Genomic DNA, 19,232 nt, shown 5'->3' with positions numbered 1-19,232 from the left:
CGTCTGCAACAGTGAGCTATGTTCATCAAATGCCGTACCCACTTTACCCGAAACTCCGCCTATCATAAGGCCTCGGCGTGCTGAAATTCCGACCATTCCAACGTTTTTCGACCACTCCGCCTTACTGCCTTATGCCATTGCAAACCGGCAAAACACCCAAAAGCATTGCCATGGACCTGTTATTGATAAAGTCTTCAACAAGGATTTCGTCTATTGTTCGGATAGCGTTCAGCACCGGTTCGCTTTCGTCACCTTCCGTTCACCAAACGACACGCCGACATGCACGAAGACGCCCATGACGGGCTCCTACCTAAGTGGGTGGATCATTCGGCAAACCTTCGTCAGGCGATGTTGTTGCCGTACACCTTCGCCTGCAGATCCTTGCGCAGGGCCTCCATGTTCGTGACCTGACCGAGCAACTCGATCTTCTCACCGCCATCCGGCAACTGCGCCATACGACGCTTGGCCGCACCGATCTTACGCATAAGACCCATGTCTAGCAGGCGGGCCAGCAGCTCGGAGGCATAACGCCGTTCGGCATCCGTCGGTTTGCGCAGCTGCACGGCACCTTCCTGCTCCCGCGACGCCCGGCCCATGTTCATGTCGTCTTCGCTCGGCGGCAGCGGCAATGGCATGACCGCCAGCTCGTTGATTACCGATTCGAGCATCGGCCCGCCGGCCTTGGTCAGATTATGCATCCACAGACCTTGCGGCGTATCCTCGCTCGGCAAGCCACCTGCCGCGGCCACGGCCTGGAACAACGAACGGAACACCGGCGTAATGAAGTTCGACAATGTGAGCCCTGCGAACATGCTCGGCTCCACGGCACGCGGCACCTGAATCAGCGTGGCCATGAACTGCTGTTCGCAGATGAACACGGCATCATCGATACGGTAGTAGGTCTGCTCGGTGGCGTCACGATGCTCCAAGGCCTTCCGCACGGAGCGATTCGCATACGGGTTGGCACCTTGTTCCACGCGCTGTTCCACGGCGTTGCCACCGACGTAGCGTCGTTTCGGCGCGTAGGCATCGTCATCGCGTACGTTGAGCTTACGACGGGCATCGCGCACTTCACGTTGCATGATGTCCAGATCGATGCCGATACGACGAACCGCCTTGCGGGTGTACAGGTCCAACAGCGAACGATCCCGAATCTGCGCGATCAGCGGCGCGACCGCCTTGACCGCCCCCATCTGACCGGTCGTATAGGTGGTGTCGAACCGGCCGATCGCCGCCTCGATCACAAAGTCATACAGCGGTTTCGCCTGCTCAATCAGAGAACGCACCGCCTCATTGCCCCGTTTGATGCGCAGGTCGCATGGATCGAGGTTGTCATCGGCCACGGCCACGAAGGTCTGCGACAGAAACGCCGAGTCCAAGCCAAACGCGTGGATGGCGGCCTTCTGCCCGGCCGCATCGCCATCGAAAGTGAATACGATGCGCGAGCTCAATGCCTGACCTTCGACCTTCAAAGGTCCGACCAACTGTACGGCTCCCAGCGAATCATCGGCAATCAGACGCCGCACGATCTTGGCATGTTCGGCACCGAACGCAGTACCGCAAGTGGCTATGGCGGTATCGATGCCGGCCAGATGCATGGCCATCACATCGGTGTAGCCTTCGACGATCACCACCTGACGCTTCTTCACGATCGCGGATTTTGCCATATCGATGCCGTACAGCACCTGGTTCTTGCGATACAACTGCGTATCGGGGGTATTGATGTACTTCGCGTTGATCGCGTCATCCTCATACAGCTTGCGCGCGCCGAAACCAAGCGTACGGCCTGTCGAATCGCGAATCGGCCAGGTCACACGCCCGCGAAAATAATCGTAGACGCCGTGCTGACCCTGACGTGCAAGTCCCGCATCGAGCATCTCCTTCTGCGTGAAGCCCTTGCCCGCCAGATGGCGTACGAGATTGTCCCAACCCTGCGGCGCGTATCCGCAGCCGAATCGCTGGCAGTCAGCCTGGCTGAAATTACGGCCATCGAGCAGTTTGCGGGCGGCAAGCGCCTCTCTGGTCATCAACTGCGATACGAAGAACTCCTGCGCCGCTTCGTTCGCTTCAAGCAGACGGGCACGCTTCGAACCGGCATGCTCGGGCTTGGCGTTCGCCTGATCGTAACGCAACTCGATATGGTACCTGTCGGCCAGCAATTCCACCGCATCACGGAAGTCGATGTTTTCCTGCTGCTCCACATAGCCGAACACGTCGCCGCCGAGGCCACAGCCGAAACAATGCCACACGCCGAGCGCGGGACGCACCGAAAAACTCGGGGTCTTCTCGTCATGGAAGGGACATAGGCCTACGTAAGTGCCGGTTCCGGAAGGTTTGAGCGTGACCGTTGCGGACACGATGTCATACAGATCGGCTGCGGCACGTACTTTTTCGACATCTTCCTTCAGAATCATTCCCGGCATACGTTCCAGAGTACCAGCGTGCCCACAGGTTATGACTACGCGGCGCATGCAACGCACGGCACGATCAAGGCCGTTCGGCCAAGACCGCGATCGCGCATCGCATCCGCCGCTGCGCCAGGAAGCGGGAAAGAACTGGGATTGCTTGGGGTTGTCGTTTGTCCGCCCGTCAGCAAAGCAAGGAGTGAAGGGCCAGTGCGGAGGTGTCGGTGAGGCTGGCGACCTGGTCGATTGCGACGCGCAGGCGGGCGTTGTCGTCGGCGGCCTCATTCCAATCGTCGAGAAACACGCTTTCGAGCGCGCTGGAGGGGCGCGGATCGTCAGCCATGAACACTTCGACCAGATCGGCGACAATCCGTCGTTCCGCATCATGCATCGGTTCACGTTCGCCCGGGGCCATCACGAAATGCACGGCGATGCCTTTCAACGCCACGATTTCGTAGCTGGTTTCCTCAGGGATGATGAGATTGCCATGGTAGCGGGTGAGCGGATCACTGCCGTACACGTCCCGCGTCGCGGCTTCGACGGAGTTCGCGAACCGTCCGATCAGGTCGCTGGTCATATTCTTCAGGGCTGCCAGCGAATGGCGCGATCCGTCAAAGTAGCCGGGAAAAGTGCCACGATGATGCATACGATGAAATGCCGCCACAAGCTGGTCGGGATCCCACTGCCGGCCGTACCAGCTACGCGAATCCTCAATGACGGCGTCGATCACACTGCTTTCGTGCAGTACGTCCGGATTGAACGATCCGGTGGCGATGGCGTCCTCCACGTCATGCACGCTGTAGGCGATGTCGTCAGACAGGTCCATGACCTGGCACTCGACCGGCCTCGCAGCCTTGGGAGCGCCTTGCTTGAGCCATTCGAACACTCCCCCGTCATCCGGGTAGACGCAGAATTTCGCGCTGCGTTCCCCTTTGGGATGCTCGGCGGCCTCGGCGTAGGTCCACGGGTATTTGACGGTGGCGTCAAGCGCCGCACGTGTCAGATTCACTCCGGCGGGGCGCCCATCGGGAAACAGTATTTTCGGTTCGAGCCGGGTGAGCAATCTCAAGGTTTGCGCATTGCCTTCGAAACCGCCGATATGTTCCGCGATTTCAGCAAGCACACGCTCTCCGTTGTGTCCGAACGGCGGGTGGCCGAGATCGTGCGCGAGACAGGCGCAGTCGACCACATCCGGATCACAGCCGAGGGAGGCGCCAATCTGACGGCCAATCTGCGCAACCTCCAACGTGTGCGTGAGTCGGGTTCGTACGAAATCGTCGGTACCGGCCACCAACACCTGACTTTTCGCGCCGAGCCTACGGAGCGCCGACGAGTGAATCAGCCGGGCCCGATCGCGCTGGAAGGCGGTGCGCGTACTGGATTTCGGCGGTTCCGGGGCCCACCGTTCTTCATCGAAAGACGTGTAACCAACCGTCATGGGCACCTCCGCTCAGCACACCCCGGTCGGCCTGAAGGCCAACCGCTCCCGCCGGCAGGCGCTCGACTGGCACCCATCGTTCCGACGAATCAGGTACTTTACAGAATACTGTTCGAATCGAGTTTGGCGAGATCTTCGGCGGACAGCACCTCCGTGGCATGCTCGTACAGGCGCGGGATGCGATTGCGCAGGCAGGTGAAGATCTCATAGCTGATGGTGTCGGCGGCACGGCCCCAATCGTCGGCGGTGGGCTCGGCGTAATCCTCGCCGCGACCCGGACCGAACAGTTCCACCGTATCTCCCTCGTGGATGCCGAGCGCATCCGCGGAGCCATGCAGGTCAAGAATGAACTGGTCCATGCATACCCGGCCGGACACACGGTACAGACGCGGGCCTTCAGCGGTCATCACACGCACCGGGCCGCCAGCCTTGACCACATGCTTGGCACCTTCCATATCGAAGCCGGAAGCGGAACGGTGAATGCCGTCCGCATACCCGATTGGTACGATCGCCGTGGAAGTGTCGGTCGGGGTCAGATAGGTGCGGCCATAGGAGATGCCATGTCCCGCCTCGACATCCTTGACGGTGCCGAGCTGCGCCTGCAAAGTCATGGCCGGCTTCAGACCATACGTACCGGGCGTGCCCATGGCCGGATCCGCCTCGTAACCGTACAGGCCGATGCCCGGACGGGTCAGCTCGAAATGGATTTCCGGACGGCTCAACGTGGCGGCGGTATTGGCAAGATGACGAATCTCCGGGGCGATGCCGGCCGCTTCCATACGGCGGGTGAAATCCTTGAAATTCTCAATCTGACGGTCGGTGGAGGCTACGAATTCCGGCACGTCCGGCGCATCCGCGACAGCCAGATGGCTCCACTGGCCGACGACATGCAACACGCCCTCCTTGACGAGCGGCACCAACTTGGCGAGTGCCGCGTCGAAACCGGCCGGAGTGAAGCCGTTACGTCCGAAACCGGAATCGACCTTCACATGCACACGGGCGGTTTTGCCGAGACGACGCGCGGCCTCGGCCACGCCGTCGATACCACCAAGCGAACCGACGGAAACGTCGATATCGTTGGCAACCAGCTCATCGAACGGCACCGCGGTGCCGTTGTAGACCCATGTCAGAATATGGCAGCGGTCCAAGCCGATACCTGCCTTGCGCAGCAAGAGCGCCTCATGCGATTGTGCGGTGCCGAGCCAAGTCGCGCCGCCCGCCAAGGCAGCCAAGGCTGCAGGAATCAGGCCATGGCCATAGGCGTCGGCTTTGACCACGCCCATCACGGCCGTACCCGAATTCGGTCCGCCGACCACGCTCACCAAGTGGCGCATGTTGTCACGCAACGCGGCTAGATCGACGATCGCCTGCGCCGGATACCGCCGACGGGCCGCCTCATAATTCGCCTTGCCCTGGTCGGATGAGAATTGCCATTCACGTGTAGCGCTCAAAGTCATGGCTCCTATTGTTACGCCGTTGTGTGACGTGCCATGTTGCGCACACGCGGATTATGAGACATTTCACGCGGTTTCCACGATTTTGTCCGCGGCCGGTCTTTACACTCTCCATACACGAGGTCTTTCGATGCTGTTAGGAAGACCCATTTGATTTCTGGCGTTGAGGCGTGCCAGAGTCCCGGAAATCCGTCCGGTTCAGCCCATAAGGAATCCATTTAAAGGGAAAAGAAGACCATGGATCTATTTCGCAAGAAATCTGTGGATCAACTCGTCTCCGAGTCGACCCCGCTCAAGCGAACAATGAAAACTTTTGACCTTACCATGTTGGGCATCGGCGCCATCATCGGCACCGGCATCTTCGTGCTCACCGGTAAGGGCGCTCTCACCGCAGGCCCGGCACTGTGCATCTCCTTTCTGTTGGCGGCCATCTGCTGTGGTTTTGCCGGCCTGTGCTATGCGGAATTCGCCGCGATGGCACCGGTCTCCGGTTCCGCCTACTCGTATGCGTATCTCGCGTTCGGCGAACTGATCGCCTTCGTGATCGGCTGGGATCTGATTCTGGAATATGCGTTGCAGGCAGCCACCGTCTCCGCCGGCTGGTCCGGTTATTTCAACAAGCTGCTGGAAGGCTTCGGACTGCATCTGCCGGTCGAGCTGACCGCCGCCTACGGTACCACGCCGGGAGTCACCACCTACTTCAATCTGCCGGGCTTCGTGATCGTGCTCGTCATCACATGGCTGCTGTCGATCGGCATCAACCAGACGAAGAAGGCCAATGACATCATGGTGTTGATCAAACTGGCCATCATCGTACTGTTCATCGTGTGCACCGTCTGGTATGTGAACCCCGCCAACTGGAAGCCGTTCTCCCCTTACGGCATCTACACGTTCCAGCCGGGTTCGACGCAGCCATACGGCATCGTGCCGGCCGCATCGATTGTGTTCTTCAGCTTCATCGGCTTCGACGCGGTGTCATCCTCCGCCGAGGAGACCATCAATCCGAACAAGACGCTGCCGCGCGGCATTCTCATCTCGTTGGCGCTGTCGACCGTGCTGTACATCATCATGACGCTCATCATGACCGGCGTGGTACCGTACAAGGAATTCGCGAAGTTCATCGACGCACCGGTCGCAGGCGTGATTCTCGAAACGGGTCTCAACTGGCTGGCATTCATCGTGAACCTGGGCGCGTTGCTCGGCATGACCACCGTGATGCTGGTCCAGTTGTACGGCCAGTCCCGTATCTGCTACGCCATGAGCCGTGACGGCCTGTTCCCGAAGTTCTTCGGCGAAGTGCACCCGAAGTATCGCACCCCGTTCAAGGGTACTTGGTTCTTCGGCATTCTGACGGCTGTCGCCGGCGGTTTCATCAACATCAACGTACTGTTCGAACTGGTGAACATCGGCACGCTGTCCGCGTTCATCATCGTATCGGCGGGCATTCTGTGGATGCGCAAGACCCAGCCGGATGCGCACCGTGGATTCAGGGCTCCCGGCGTACCGTTCACGCCGATTCTGGCCATCGTGTTCTGCTTCGTGCTGATTCTCGGCCTCAACTGGGAAACCTGGGTGCGTTTCGCCGTGTGGTTCGGACTCGGTCTGATTGTGTACTTCGCGTATAGCCGCAAGCGTTCCAAGCTGAACGAACCGGGCCTGTTCTAAATAAAAAAATGCTCCCCGATGGGGAGCATTTTTTTATCACCACTCGTGGCGCTGATAGGCGATACGTGTGGTATCGGTGGATCGATCCAGCAGCTGGATCAGACCACAGCGCGCGAATCCATTGGATTCGAAGATGTGCTGCATGGCCTTGTTGTTCGGGTGCGTATCCGCACGCACGTTGCCGTAATGTTCAAGGGCCCAATTGATGCAGTCCTTGGCGGCACCTTTACCGAGCCCGGACGAGGCGATGCGGTGGATGGTCACATATGGGTCGTCATCCAACCAGGCACCGTCAATGTTCACATAGGTCGGATCAATGCCTAGGCACAGGGCGAATTGGGCGAGCACACGCTCCTTGCCGTCAACGGTGTCGACCAGCAGTATGGTACGCTGCATCTCGATGTCCTCACGAACCACTTCCTCGCGCGGGAATGTGCTGCCCCATTGCGTGGGATTACCGTTGGCGGCCATGAGTTCACGCGCATGCCGGTAAATCTCCAACATGATCGGAAGATCAGCCATCGTGGCGCGGCGGAAGCGCCGTTCAGGAATGGTCTCGCTCACCTGTTCACCTCTGATTCGTTCTCTCGTATTCCGAGCGTCAAAAATACCATGCTCACTGCACAGGCCGCACACATCCAGCTATCTGCCTTATAGATGGCAGATACCTAGGGCAAATTGCCACTTAGGGGGTATCTTTCCCGGGCTTTTCGCCTGATATACGACGAATACGTGCCATCTATAAGGCAGATAGCCTTCTCATACCAGCTTGCGCTCAAACGGATCAGAGCTGATGCCCTTGGAGAGAATGTCTCTGCACCATTCCTTCGCCGTGAACAGGCTGTGATCGCGATAATTGCCACAACTTTCGATGGTGGTGGCCGGCACATCATCCCAAGTGGCTTCGAAAGCGATGAATTCCAGCGCCTCCTTCAGAGCCTTGGCCACATCCTCGGTGGAGTGTTCACCCCAGGTCAGCAGATGGAAGCCAGTACGGCATCCGAAGGGCGAGCAGTCGATGTAGCCCGGAATACGTTCGCGCAGCAGTACCGCGATGGTGTGTTCGATGGTGTGCAATCCGCCGGTGGGGATGGCGTTCTCGTTCGGCTGCACCAAACGCAGGTCATAGTTGGACACCACGTCGCCGTTCGGTCCTTTTTCGGTATCGATGTAACGCACATACGGCGCCTTCACCTTGGTGTGGTCCAATTGGAAGCTTTCCACGACCGGCTTGTCGTCTGCCATTGCTGTTGTCCTTTCCTGCGAACTGTCCCGCATAAGCGATGTTCGTTCCTACTGTTGTCGTTTCATGGGGCGCAGTCAACCGAAGCGTCATGCGTTTTGCCGATAACGCGCTGCAATCCGGCGGAAAGGCCACGCTCAGCCGGCATTGATCGAACGGATCAGATTCATGAACCGCTCGCCATACAGTCTGAGCTTGTTGTCGCCCACGCCATTGACGGCCAGGAATTGCGCATTGGTGACCGGGCGCATCCGTGCCATGTCGCGCAACGTCCTGTCGGAAAACACGATGTACGGCGGTTTGCCGATTTCGCGTGCGATGTCGAGGCGCAGTTCGCGTAGCCTTTGGAACAACGCCTCGGCATCATCATCGGGAATATAGGAGCCAACCGCAGTGGAGCTTATCTCATCGCCTGCCTCATAAGACGTTCCACGTGCCGCTCCTCCACGTTTCGTGGGGCTTGTGCGCTCGATTTTCTTGATTTCGTAATGGAATCCCGGTGCGACCGTCTCCGCCGCGCGCGTTCCGAATTTCACGATCGGCAGACGTCCTTCTGAGATGAACAGAAATCCGTCGGTTGCCATCTGACTGAGCACATCACGTATGCGCGCCTCCGACACACCTTCGAGCATACCGAACGTAGGCATGCTCTCCGGATTGAGATAGCTCAGATCCTGCGCTTTCGAACCACGCAGAATCTTGACGATCTTGCCCATACCGACGTTCTGATTCACATCGTGCACGCATCGGCTGATGGCTCGTGCCGTTTCGGTGACGTCCACGGTTTCGAAGGTGTGCTCGCAGTTGGTGCAGCCACCTGCGCACTTGCCGTCAGACGTGCCGCCGACCGTATCGTTCTCGCCGAAATAACGGGTCATATAGATATGCAGGCAGTCGGTGGTACGGCAGTATCCGACCATGGCGTCGAGCAGACGGCGCTTGGCCCTACGTACGACTTCTTGCTCGTCGGGCGTCAGTCGTTCGTTCTCATAGTCAGAGTCAAGCAGTCGACGACGCGTAACGATGTCGGATTCGTTCCACAGTAGCGTGCAGCGGCTGGGTTCGCCGTCACGGCCGGCACGGCCCGCCTCCTGATAGTAGGCTTCAATGGATTCAGGCATGTTGTGGTGGATCACGTAGCGCACATTCGATTTGTCGATGCCCATGCCGAATGCGTTGGTGGCCACGACCACAGGCACACGGTCGGTCACGAAGTCACGTTGCGCCCGCTCACGCACGTCCGGGGACATGCCGCCATGATAGGCGACCGCGATGGGACCCGCCTGCCCCGGATCGGCACCGTCCGCCGCGCGCAATTCCGCCACGGCATGGTTGAGCGAGGCCGCGAGCGCCTCCGTTTCCTTGCGTGTCGCGCAGTAGACGATGCCGGATTCGTCGGCATGTTCGGCAACGTATTTTGCCACCCAGAAGGCTTTATGCCTGGTTTCCAGCTTGATGACGTCGAAATACAGGTTCGGTCGGTCGAAGCCGGTGACGGTCACATCCGGGTCGCGCAATCCCAGCATGGAGACGATGTCGTGACGTACACGTTCCGTTGCGGTCGCGGTGAATGCGGCTACGGTCGGACGTGCCGGCAGGTTTGCGATGAATTCGCCGATGCCGAGGTAGGACGAGCGGAAATCCTGTCCCCACTGGGATACGCAGTGTGCCTCATCGACGGCGACCAATGAGATTGGCGTACGGCTTGCGAAGTTGCGGAAACGTTCGGTTTCCAAACGTTCCGGAGCGACGTACAGCAGTTTGATGAAGCCTGCCGAGGCCTGCGCGAATACGGACGACTGTTCGTCCGGCGTTTGCGTGGTGTTGATGAACGCGGCCGGAATGCCGGCGTCGTTCAAGGCATCGACCTGATCGCGCATCAGCGAGATCAGCGGTGAGATGACGATGGCGACGCCCGGCAGGATTGTGGCTGGAATCTGGTAGCAGACGGACTTGCCCGCACCGGTCGGCATGACGCCGAGCACGTCGCGTCCGGCGATGATGGAGCCGACGATGCCGGATTGCCCGGGACGGAACGCTTCATAGCCGAAGTATTGTTTCAGTGCGTCCAGTGCCCGGGAATCCGTTATTGCCGTCATGCCCCTTAGTGTAGCAATCAGATTTGGCGGAACGCCTGCTCGAGGTCGGCGATCAGGTCGTCGGCGTCTTCGAGCCCGACGGACAGGCGAACCAGATTGGCAGGCACTTCAAGGGTGGTACCGGCCACGGAGGCGTGGGTCATGGCACCCGGATGTTCGATCAGCGATTCCACACCGCCCAGGGATTCGGCCAACGTGAACACTTCGGTGGCGCCAGCGAACTTCTTGGCCGCTTCGAAACCGGCCGCGATCTGCACGGAGATCATGCCGCCGAAGCCGCCGTGCATCTGACGTGCGGCGATCTCGTGTCCCGGATGGGATTCAAGACCCGGATACCATACACGTTCCACTTCCGGACGGGTTTCGAGCCACTGCGCCACCTTGAGCGCATTGCGGCTGTGCTGTTTGACACGCAAGTCAAGGGTCTTCAGGCCTCGGATGTCGAGCCAGGAGTCGAACGGGGACGGCACGGCACCGGCTGCGTTCTGCAGGAAGGCCACCTCGTCTCGGGTCTCCTTGTCGTTGAGGACCACGGCGCCGCCGACCACGTCGGAGTGGCCGCCGATGTACTTGGTGGTGGAGTAGACGACCACGTCGGCACCGTCGGCCAATGGATGCTGCAATACCGGCGAGGCGAACGTGTTGTCCACGACCACCTTGGTGCCGTGCGCATGCGCCACTGCGGAGGTGGCGGCGATGTCGGTGATGTTCAGCAACGGGTTGGAGGGGGTTTCGACCCAGATGTACTTGTACTGCTTCTTGCCCAGCGCGGCGGAGACGGCCGCAGTGTCGGTGATGTCGACCACATCGAGGCCGATGCCCCACGGCACGAACACCTTGGACAGCAATCGATAGGTGCCGCCGTACACGTCGTTGCCGAGCAGAATGTTGTCGCCCGGCCTGATGGTGGAACGCAGCAGTACATCGATGGCGGCCAGGCCCGAGGAGAAGCTCAGCGCATACCTGGCACCTTCCACTGCGGCGAGCTGCTCGTCGAAGGAGTTGCGGGTCGGGTTGACGGAACGGCTGTAATCGTAGCCTCCGCGTAGCCCGCCGACGCCGTCCTGCTTGAACGTGGAGGTCATGTAGATCGGCGTGACCACGGCTCCGGTGGTCGGGTCGGGTTCCTGTCCGGCGTGGATGGCACGGGTGGCGAGTGCGGTGGCGTTCAGGGCTGCGGTGTTGGTCGAGATGGTCATGATGGGAACTCCTTGGAAGTAGCGGATGGTCTGGGTTGAACGGATGATTGACATGATGATGGATGGCCGGTATTACAGGTACTGCTCGGCCAAGCTTGGTTTGGTGGTGCGTTCCACGATGTCGGCGAAGCCGTTGGCGCGCATCCAGTCGTCGTCGAAGATCTTCTCCATGTATCCACGACCGGAATCCGGCAATAGCACTACGACGGTCTGGCGCTCATCCAAATCGTGCTCGCGGGCGTACTTGATGGCTGCCACGACGGCCATGCCGGACGAGCCGCCGACCAGCAGGCCTTCCTCGCCTGCAAGTCGACGGGTCATTTCGAAGGCTTCGGCATCGTTCACCTGCACGATCTCGTCAGGCAGCCCACGGTCGAAGGCCTTGGGATAGAAGTCCTCGCCGACGCCTTCGATCTTGTACTGGTGCACGTCGTCGGGATTGGAATAGATGGAGCCTTCCGGATCGGCTCCGATGACCTGCACGGCTCCGTCGGAAACGTCCTTCAGGTATCGGCCGGTGCCGGAGATGGTGCCGCCGGTGCCGATGCCGGCCACGAAATGCGTGATCTTATGGTCGGTGGCCTGCCAGATTTCCGGGCCGGTGGTGTGGTAGTGGCTTTCCGGGCCGTTCGGATTGTCGTACTGGTTCGGGCGATAGCCGCCGGGAATCGCCTTGGCGAGGCGTTCGGCCACCTGATAATAGGAACGCGGGTCGTCCGGACCGGCGTCGGTGGGGGTCACGACCACTTCGGCCCCATAGGCGCGCAGTACGGCGCGCTTGGCTTCGGAGACCTTGTCGGGTAGGGTGAAGATGGTACGGTAACCGCGCTGCTGCGCCACCAGAGCCAGACCTACGCCGGTGTTGCCGGAGGTCGGTTCCACGATCACCCCGCCGGGCTTTAGTTCGCCGCTTCGCTCGGCCGCATCGATGATGCGTTCGGCGATGCGGTCCTTGGACGAACCGCCCGGATTGAAGTATTCGACCTTGACCGCGATGGTGGCCTTGATGCCGTCGGTCACATGGTTGAGTTTGACGAGCGGGGTGTTGCCGATGAGTTCGGCCAGGGAATCGTGGATGGTCATGGCGTTTCCTTTGTGCAGTGTGGTTTCGGGGGCTTTCGATATTCAAGCGTCGTGTTCGTTGTGTTCGAGAAGCTCGCGATGTCACGTGCAGTGTTGAAACGGGACCCGTTGTGATGTCGTATGTTCTTCGCTCGTCCGCACCGTACATGGTTATGGGATTCGTTGCGTTGCGCATGTTTTCCAACCGCGGCACTCATGCCGGTGGAAGAACGGAAGGCTGACGATTCACAACCGTCTGCAGCATGCAGACGATGAAGAATGTCCTATCTCAAGTTATGCGTCGATGAACCGCGCGCCCCTCGGGCGGTTGGTCAGCGACAGCAACAACATGAGAAATTGAACATGGCTCAAACAATACCACACCCTCGGACATCGGCGTGTCACCCCCTGCGCAACACGGTCACCACCACACCGGCAACAGCTGCGACACGTGAACGCTCGACGCTTAACCGATTTCGCAAAGACCGGCATGAATGACCTTACCGATGAACCTACTGACCTCTCCCCATCGTTTCCGCACAAACGGCATCTTGGACTTGACGCCGCCTTACAGGGTCGTCAGATACGCTTCCGATACGGTTCATCCGCTATGGTGCACAAGAGAAGGAACCCGCGTACTCGGGCATCAGGGGGGAACATGAATCCGACACACGTACGAAACCCATTCGCATGGGCATTCGCGTCCGCGGATTCAACGTACGTCATCGAATTGCGGCATCTGGCCGTCATCACCCTCATCATCGGGACATTGATGGCGCTGGTACTCCTGTACGTGCTGCATGAACGTCGCAACGCGCAACGCGCACTGCAGCACGAAATCGATCTGGCCATCAGCAAAACCATCACACTCGCCGGGCAGCCGCATGTCATCTTCAACTCACTGACCGCCATTGAGGAGCTATGCGATGAGGATCCCTCCAAGGCCCGCCGCATCATCGCCGACTTCTCCGCATATCTGCGTGGCAATCTGTCGGTATTCGGCAACGACCAGACCGTACCGCTCATCGACGAGGTCGCTTTCTGCAAGTCATACATCAAGTTGGAGCAACTCGATCCGACGGAAACCATCCACGTCGATTGGCGACTCGAGGAGCAAGCGTTCCGGATTCCTCCCATGTCCTTGCAGACAGTCATCGAATACATGCTGCTCTATGGCAGAACTTCCAAAAGCGGCCTTCATCTGACGGTCAGCTCATGGAAGGAACGGCAATACTGGTACGTACAGGTCATGTCCGACGCGCCATGCACCCGTCTGAAGGACGACCGGCAGGCGATCATCGATCTCAGCAACGTCCGCGAACGGATGCGGATGCTATGCGGCGGCGATCTGGTCGTACAACGGGATGCCGATCACGCAATGCTCATGTTGACCATCGCGCAACGGACGGGCCAGCCAAATCGCACCGGTTACAGCGAGGCCGCCCGAATCAGCTCACGGGTGTAGTCGCGCCGCGGAGCGTCCAGCACCTCACCGGTCAGGCCGCTCTCCTCCACCCGTCCGTCATGCAGTACCATGATGCGGTCGGCGATATGCCGTACCACACCAAGATCATGCGAGACCATAATCAACGCCATGTCCGGCTCCGCCTGTCGAATTCGCCGGAAGGAATCAAGAATTCGGATTCTTGCGGCCACGTCAATGGCGCTCATCGGCTCGTCGGCAAGCAGAATCCGCGGATGATCCACGATGGCGCGCGCTATCGCCGCACGTTGCGCCTGCCCGCCGGAAAGATCCATGGGAAAACGGTTGAGGAAATCCTTCGGATCCAAATCGACCATACGCAACGACTCGGCCACGCGGGCGCCCACGCGCTCGTCCGACCAGTCGGGATGATGCAGACGCAACGGCTCGGCGATGGAACGTTCAATACGCCAACGTGGGTCAAGGGAGCCGAACGGGTCCTGGAACACCAGACCAGACTGCCGGCGCAATCGTTCCGCGCCACCAACGATGCCAACCCCCTGATAGGTGATGTCGCCGCCATCCGAGGATTCCAGTCCGAGCAACACCCGCGTAAGCGTGGTTTTACCGGAACCGGAACCGCCGATCACCGCCAGGCACTCACCCGCATAGACATCGATATCGACACCGAACAACACCTGCCTGCGGTGCTTTCCCGAACCGAAATACCTGTCGATGCCACGCCCCTGCAACACGATGTCAGACACGATCGGACTCCTTCATCGTAAGCGACAGTTCCCGAGCCGCCTCAACCAGCCGTATGGCCTGCCCGGTATGCGGCGAAGCCAGTAGATCCGCCGTTGCCCCCGATTCGATGATGCCGCCGCGCTCAAGCACATAGCATCGTGTGGTCGCATGATGCAATACCGCAAAATCATGCGTGATGAACAGCATGGAGGCTCCGGCATCGTCCACCAGCGAAGTCAACAAGCCGACGATCTGCCGCTGGGTGATGGAATCCAGCGCCGTGGTCGGCTCGTCCGCAATGATCAGATGAGGGGAGGTGACCAGCGCGGTCGCGATGCCGACGCGTTGCTGCTGGCCGCCGGACAGTTCATGCGGATATTTGCGCAACACATCCTCGTCAAGCCCCACCTTGGCAAGCATGACCCTGATGCGCTCCGCACGTTCCGCCGCCGTCAGATCGTAATGCAGATACAGGGGAAGGCCGATCTGCTGTGCCACGGTCATCACCGGATTCAGCGCCGCAGCCGGATTCTGGAACACCATGCCCACATAACGTCCACGCAAATCGGCGATATCGGCGTCGGTGGCGCCGACGATCCGCCTGCCACCCATTTCGATGGAGCCACTCACCTGCGCAGTGGCTGGCAGCAGCCCCATCATGGCCTTGGCAATCATGGATTTGCCGGAACCCGACGAGCCGATCAGTCCGACGCGCTCGCCGTCGGCGATATCCAGATCGACATGGCTGACGATCGCTTTGCCGCCGATGACGATGGTGAGATTGCGGATGGTTACGCTCATGCGACCTCCCTCAATGCCGGATTGACCAGCGGATCGATGGCGTCACGCAGGGCATCGCCGAACAGATTCAACGCTATGACCACAAGCGTCACGACCAGGCCCGGCCATACCACGGCCAACGGGTGGATGCTGATGAACCGCACGGATGTGGCAAGGGAATGTCCCCAGCTGGGGACGCCCGCGCCGACGCCGACGCCGAGATAGGTCAGGCCGGCCTCCGCAAGCAGCGAGGTTCCGGCGCTCATCGACAGTTGCACCGACAGTACCGGCAACGTGTTCGGCACAATATGCGTGAAGAACACGCGAATCGGGCCGGCTCCCGACCATATGGCCGATTCCACGTATGCCGAACGTGCGGCCAGCAGAGCGGAAGGTCTTAGGATTCGCGCCAGATTCAGCCCGTACGCGAATCCGCAGGCAACGACAATCACCACCGCGGACGCGCCGAACGGTACGGACAGAATCAGTGCGACGAGTACCGTCGGAATCGAAATCAACGCATCCACGACGACCACGGAAACCGATGAGAACGCGCCATGACGCGACACCATGGCGGCGACGAGCAGCAGGCCGAACGCGGCCGAGACCGCCACCGTAAGCACGGCGATCATGAGATTCGTACGAGAACCGGCCATCAGCCAGCTCAGTACGTCCGCACCCACACCATCGGTACCCAACAGGTGCGCAGAGGACGGCGAGCCCCATGTGTTGAAACCGTCGGTGGCCAACAGCGAATACGGCGTCCATGCCAATGAAATCGCCGACACCAGCAGCCACAGACCCATCACGATAAGCGCATAGCGGCCGCCCGCACGGTTCCACATGGATTGCAGCACGACTCGCAGGGCATGCATACGATCGTTCATGAAAGCACCTCACCCGAACCAATGGTCGCATTCTTCAGTCGCGGATCGAGCATGCGATGCAGCAGGTCGACCAGCAGTCCCAGAAACAGGAAAAACGCCGCCAGCAGGAACAGTTCGCTCTGCACCGCGGTCAGATCCCGATTGCCGACGTCGGTGACCAGCATCGAACCGAGACCAGGAAGCGCGAACAGGTTCTCCACCACCATCACCCCGGTGACCATCTGCGCGAAGGTCAGGCCAATCACCGACACCAGCTGCGGAATCGCCAGACGCAAAGCCACACGCAACACGGCCTGCCTGCGTGTCATGCCGCACGCCATGGCCATGGCGACCGCCTGGGAGGAAGCCATGTCCCCCACCGCGGCACGCGTGTAACGCATAATCGAAGCACCGGCGGTAATGCCTGTGGCCAAAGCCGGCAAAACCAGCGCGGCCATCGCGCTCAGCGGAGCGGCCCATCCCGCGTCCGGGAATCCCTGCGAAGGCAGCAATCCCATCAGTCCAATGCCCTTCGAGAACAGCAGAATCAACAGCAAGACGCCCCACAGCGCCGGAATCGCACCGGCTACGATCGCAGCCGCATGGAACACCCCGCGCAGCCGCACATTGCGGGTCAACGCCGCCGCGCAGCCGAGTGGCAGTCCGATCGCCAGCGCAATCAACAGGCTCAGCACGATCAGCGGGAAGGTGACGGAAGCACGCGAGGACACCTGTGCGGACACCGCCTTGCCGCTGACCACGGAAGTGCCGAGATCACCGTGCAGCAAGCCGAGCACCCAATCGCCATACTGCGCCGCATACGACTTATCCAGCCCCATCTGTGCGCGCAGCGACGTCAACCGTTCCGCCGTCGCATTGGTGCCGGCCACCACGGCCGCCACATCGCCCGGCAGGATTCGCAGCAGCGCAAACACCAGCAGCGATAACCCTACCAACGCCCCCACAAACAGCAGAAGCCGCTTACCGAGGAATCTCATGATATGTCTCTTTCACCATTTCAAATCGCAACGTGTCAGCGTCACGAACGGAAGGCCAGCATGCGCCACTCGTGGCCGAGAGGCTATTGCGCCTTGGATATCCGCCACAGCGGCAGTACCGTCTGGCTGAGTTTCTCCGGAAATCCGGAGATGTTCCTGCTATAGGCCACGCTCACGCGGTATCCGAACAGCCAGTCCGCCGGCGCATCCTCGCTGACGATCTTCGCCGCCTGTCTGAGGTAGTCGTCGCGGGAGGCATCGTCGGTCGCGGCCAACGCCTTGGCATACAGCGATTGCACTTCCTTGTTGTCGTAATGGTAGTAGTAGTCCGGCGTGGTCCACTTGTAGAAATCATGGCTTTCGGCATGGTCCACCAGCGACAGTTCGTAGTCGCCGTTGGCGTGCACATCCTGCAGCCATGTGGAGAATTCCACATAGTTGATGTTCAGTTCGATGCCGATGTCGGCAAGTTGGCTGCGTAGCTGGTCGCCGAGTTCGGTGCCGTACGTATTGGCGTAGGTAAGGGTGAGCGTAAGCGGCTTGTCGGTGGAGTAGCCGGCTTCGGCCATAAGGGACTTGGCCTTGTCGAGGTCGTACGGGTACAGGTCGGTCAGGTCCTCGTAGCCGGGGTCGACGGATGGGATCGGACCGCCGAGCGCATAGTCGACGTCTCCTCTGGAGGCGATGATTTCCTTATGGTTGATGGCGTAGCGGATGGCCTGCCGTACGCGCTTGTCGGAAAGCTTGGCGTTGGTGCAATTGAAGGCGAGCACGTATTTGTCGCTGCCGTCGGCCGCGGAAACCTTGTAGGTTTTGGCGTCCAGCGATTTCGCAAGCGTGGCGTTGACCGGAGAGAGCACGTCCACGTCACCGCTTTTCAGGGCGTTGACCGCCGCATTGTCATCGGTCAGGAACCGCAGGATCACGTTCTGCGTGACGGCCTTGTGTGCGGTGCCCCAATACTTCGGATTGGCCTTGAGCACCATCTTGCTGCTGGAGTCGAAGGATTCGACCGTATACGGCCCGGAGCCGATGGCCTCGGTTTTCGCGTCATACTTGGCCTGCTTGTCGAATACGAGACCCGGGCGGCCGGTCAGGTACCATAGCAGGTTGGAGTCGGGACTCGACAGCGTGAGTTGCACGGTGTCGGCGTCGACGGCTATGGCTTTTTCGAGGCTCGCCACCTGATTGGCGTTGTAGTACTGCTGCTCCTTGAGCTGATTGATGGACCATGCCACGTCTTCGGCGTCGAGCTTGTCGCCGTTGGAGAAGCTCATGTTCTTGTTGAGATGGAAGGTATAAGTCTTGCCGTCTTCGGAAATGTCCCAGCTTTTGGCGAGCCCCGGCTGCACCTGATTGTCGGAATCGCGCGACAGCAGCGCCTCGTAGACGTTGCCGATGAGCACCTGCTCGATGGCGGAACCGGATTGGTGGCGGATGTCGAGGCTGACGGGCGCGAGTTTGAGCCCGATGGTCACGGTATCGGCGGTATTCGCAGTGTTGGCGGATCCGTCGGTTTTGCCGCCGTTGCGCACCACCGCGATGCCGATGATGACGGCGAGTGTGACGACGGCTGCGATGATGATGGGGATCCACTTGTTGAATCCGCTGGGTTTCGGCGATTTGACGCGCGCATTGAGCGTCGCGTCGGTGCTCGCCGCATTGGTCTTCGTTTCGGTTGCGCCGGTTTCGCCGTGCGCACCTGAAGGTTGCGACATGTCTGCTCCTATGTGATTGCGATGCACGGTTGACCGCCCATACCGGGTCGATCACCACTGTCTGATTCTACCGCTCGGCGTACCCGCGGCCGCATCCGCTTCGATATATACTTGACCTCGTCGTCGGCTCGCTCT

At 60.0% G+C, this 19,232-nt stretch carries 15 protein-coding genes; 2 read left to right on the top strand and 13 right to left on the bottom strand.

The genetic code is table 11. From position 1 onward, the window contains the following. Positions 1–341: 341 nt before the first annotated feature. The 3 genes from dnaG to alr all read right to left on the bottom strand — a co-directional run bounded on the left by dnaG (position 342) and on the right by alr (position 5,300). Positions 342–2,423, bottom strand: coding sequence for a DNA primase (gene dnaG / locus HMPREF1494_RS02325; RefSeq protein ID WP_034519111.1), 2,082 nt, complete (start codon positions 2,421–2,423; stop codon positions 342–344). 166 nt (positions 2,424–2,589) lie between these two features. Next, positions 2,590–3,843, bottom strand: a complete 1,254-nt coding sequence (locus HMPREF1494_RS02320) for a deoxyguanosinetriphosphate triphosphohydrolase (protein ID WP_034519110.1) — start codon at positions 3,841–3,843, stop codon at positions 2,590–2,592. Between the two features lie 98 nt (positions 3,844–3,941). Continuing rightward, entirely contained in the window at positions 3,942–5,300 is a 1,359-nt protein-coding gene (alr, locus tag HMPREF1494_RS02315) for an alanine racemase (RefSeq protein WP_034519109.1), read from the bottom strand. A 234-nt stretch (positions 5,301–5,534) separates the two neighbouring features. On the opposite strand from alr, the gene HMPREF1494_RS02310 reads away from it, so the two are divergent. Next, positions 5,535–6,962 (top strand): amino acid permease, encoded by a 1,428-nt coding sequence (locus HMPREF1494_RS02310; RefSeq protein ID WP_003836946.1) that lies wholly within the window; start codon positions 5,535–5,537, stop codon positions 6,960–6,962. 36 nt (positions 6,963–6,998) lie between these two features. Here the strand turns inward: HMPREF1494_RS02310 and HMPREF1494_RS02305 are convergent, their stop codons facing one another. The 5 genes from HMPREF1494_RS02305 to HMPREF1494_RS02285 all read right to left on the bottom strand — a co-directional run bounded on the left by HMPREF1494_RS02305 (position 6,999) and on the right by HMPREF1494_RS02285 (position 12,586). Next, the gene (locus HMPREF1494_RS02305) at positions 6,999–7,484 is read right to left on the bottom strand and encodes a GNAT family N-acetyltransferase (RefSeq protein WP_003836948.1); all 486 of its coding nucleotides are present in this window, start codon (positions 7,482–7,484) and stop codon (positions 6,999–7,001) included. A 237-nt stretch (positions 7,485–7,721) separates the two neighbouring features. After that, positions 7,722–8,207 carry an S-ribosylhomocysteine lyase gene (locus HMPREF1494_RS02300; RefSeq protein ID WP_003836951.1) on the bottom strand — a complete coding sequence of 162 codons (486 nt, stop codon included), beginning with the start codon at positions 8,205–8,207 and terminating at the stop codon, positions 7,722–7,724. A 135-nt stretch (positions 8,208–8,342) separates the two neighbouring features. Next, positions 8,343–10,304, bottom strand: coding sequence for a DNA helicase RecQ (gene recQ, locus HMPREF1494_RS02295; protein ID WP_034519108.1), 1,962 nt, complete (start codon positions 10,302–10,304; stop codon positions 8,343–8,345). Positions 10,305–10,321: 17 nt separating this feature from the next. Then, positions 10,322–11,503, bottom strand: a complete 1,182-nt coding sequence (locus tag HMPREF1494_RS02290) for a cystathionine gamma-synthase (protein WP_171843626.1) — start codon at positions 11,501–11,503, stop codon at positions 10,322–10,324. 72 nt (positions 11,504–11,575) lie between these two features. Continuing rightward, positions 11,576–12,586, bottom strand: a complete 1,011-nt coding sequence (locus tag HMPREF1494_RS02285) for a cystathionine beta-synthase (protein WP_003836955.1) — start codon at positions 12,584–12,586, stop codon at positions 11,576–11,578. 637 nt (positions 12,587–13,223) lie between these two features. Here HMPREF1494_RS02285 and HMPREF1494_RS02280 point away from each other — a divergent pair. Beyond that, on the top strand, positions 13,224–14,030 hold the full coding sequence (locus HMPREF1494_RS02280; RefSeq protein ID WP_003836959.1) for a histidine kinase: 807 nt from the start codon (positions 13,224–13,226) through the stop codon (positions 14,028–14,030). Here HMPREF1494_RS02280 and HMPREF1494_RS02275 read toward each other — a convergent pair. The 5 genes from HMPREF1494_RS02275 to HMPREF1494_RS02255 all read right to left on the bottom strand — a co-directional run bounded on the left by HMPREF1494_RS02275 (position 13,994) and on the right by HMPREF1494_RS02255 (position 19,097). After that, positions 13,994–14,755: an ATP-binding cassette domain-containing protein gene (locus HMPREF1494_RS02275; RefSeq protein ID WP_003836962.1), complete on the bottom strand. Its 762-nt coding sequence runs from the start codon at positions 14,753–14,755 to the stop codon at positions 13,994–13,996. The genes HMPREF1494_RS02280 and HMPREF1494_RS02275 overlap by 37 nt on opposite strands. Then, the gene (locus tag HMPREF1494_RS02270) at positions 14,748–15,536 is read right to left on the bottom strand and encodes an ABC transporter ATP-binding protein (RefSeq protein ID WP_034519107.1); all 789 of its coding nucleotides are present in this window, start codon (positions 15,534–15,536) and stop codon (positions 14,748–14,750) included. Before HMPREF1494_RS02270 ends, HMPREF1494_RS02275 begins: the two co-directional genes overlap by 8 nt. Continuing rightward, complete coding sequence (locus HMPREF1494_RS02265; RefSeq protein WP_034519106.1) at positions 15,533–16,402, bottom strand: ABC transporter permease; 870 nt, start codon at positions 16,400–16,402, stop codon at positions 15,533–15,535. The genes HMPREF1494_RS02270 and HMPREF1494_RS02265 overlap by 4 nt, the downstream gene beginning before the upstream one ends. After that, on the bottom strand, positions 16,399–17,379 hold the full coding sequence (locus HMPREF1494_RS02260; protein ID WP_034519105.1) for an ABC transporter permease: 981 nt from the start codon (positions 17,377–17,379) through the stop codon (positions 16,399–16,401). Before HMPREF1494_RS02260 ends, HMPREF1494_RS02265 begins: the two co-directional genes overlap by 4 nt. 83 nt (positions 17,380–17,462) lie before the next feature. Then, complete coding sequence (locus HMPREF1494_RS02255; protein ID WP_034519103.1) at positions 17,463–19,097, bottom strand: ABC transporter substrate-binding protein; 1,635 nt, start codon at positions 19,095–19,097, stop codon at positions 17,463–17,465. Positions 19,098–19,232 lie beyond the last annotated feature (135 nt).

The sequence above is a fragment of the Bifidobacterium sp. MSTE12 genome (genome assembly GCF_000513015.1).
Lineage (GTDB): Bacteria > Actinomycetota > Actinomycetes > Actinomycetales > Bifidobacteriaceae > Bifidobacterium > Bifidobacterium dentium.
The sequence above is the reverse complement of the archived record's forward strand: the minus strand, read 5'-3'. Positions and strand labels throughout refer to the sequence as shown.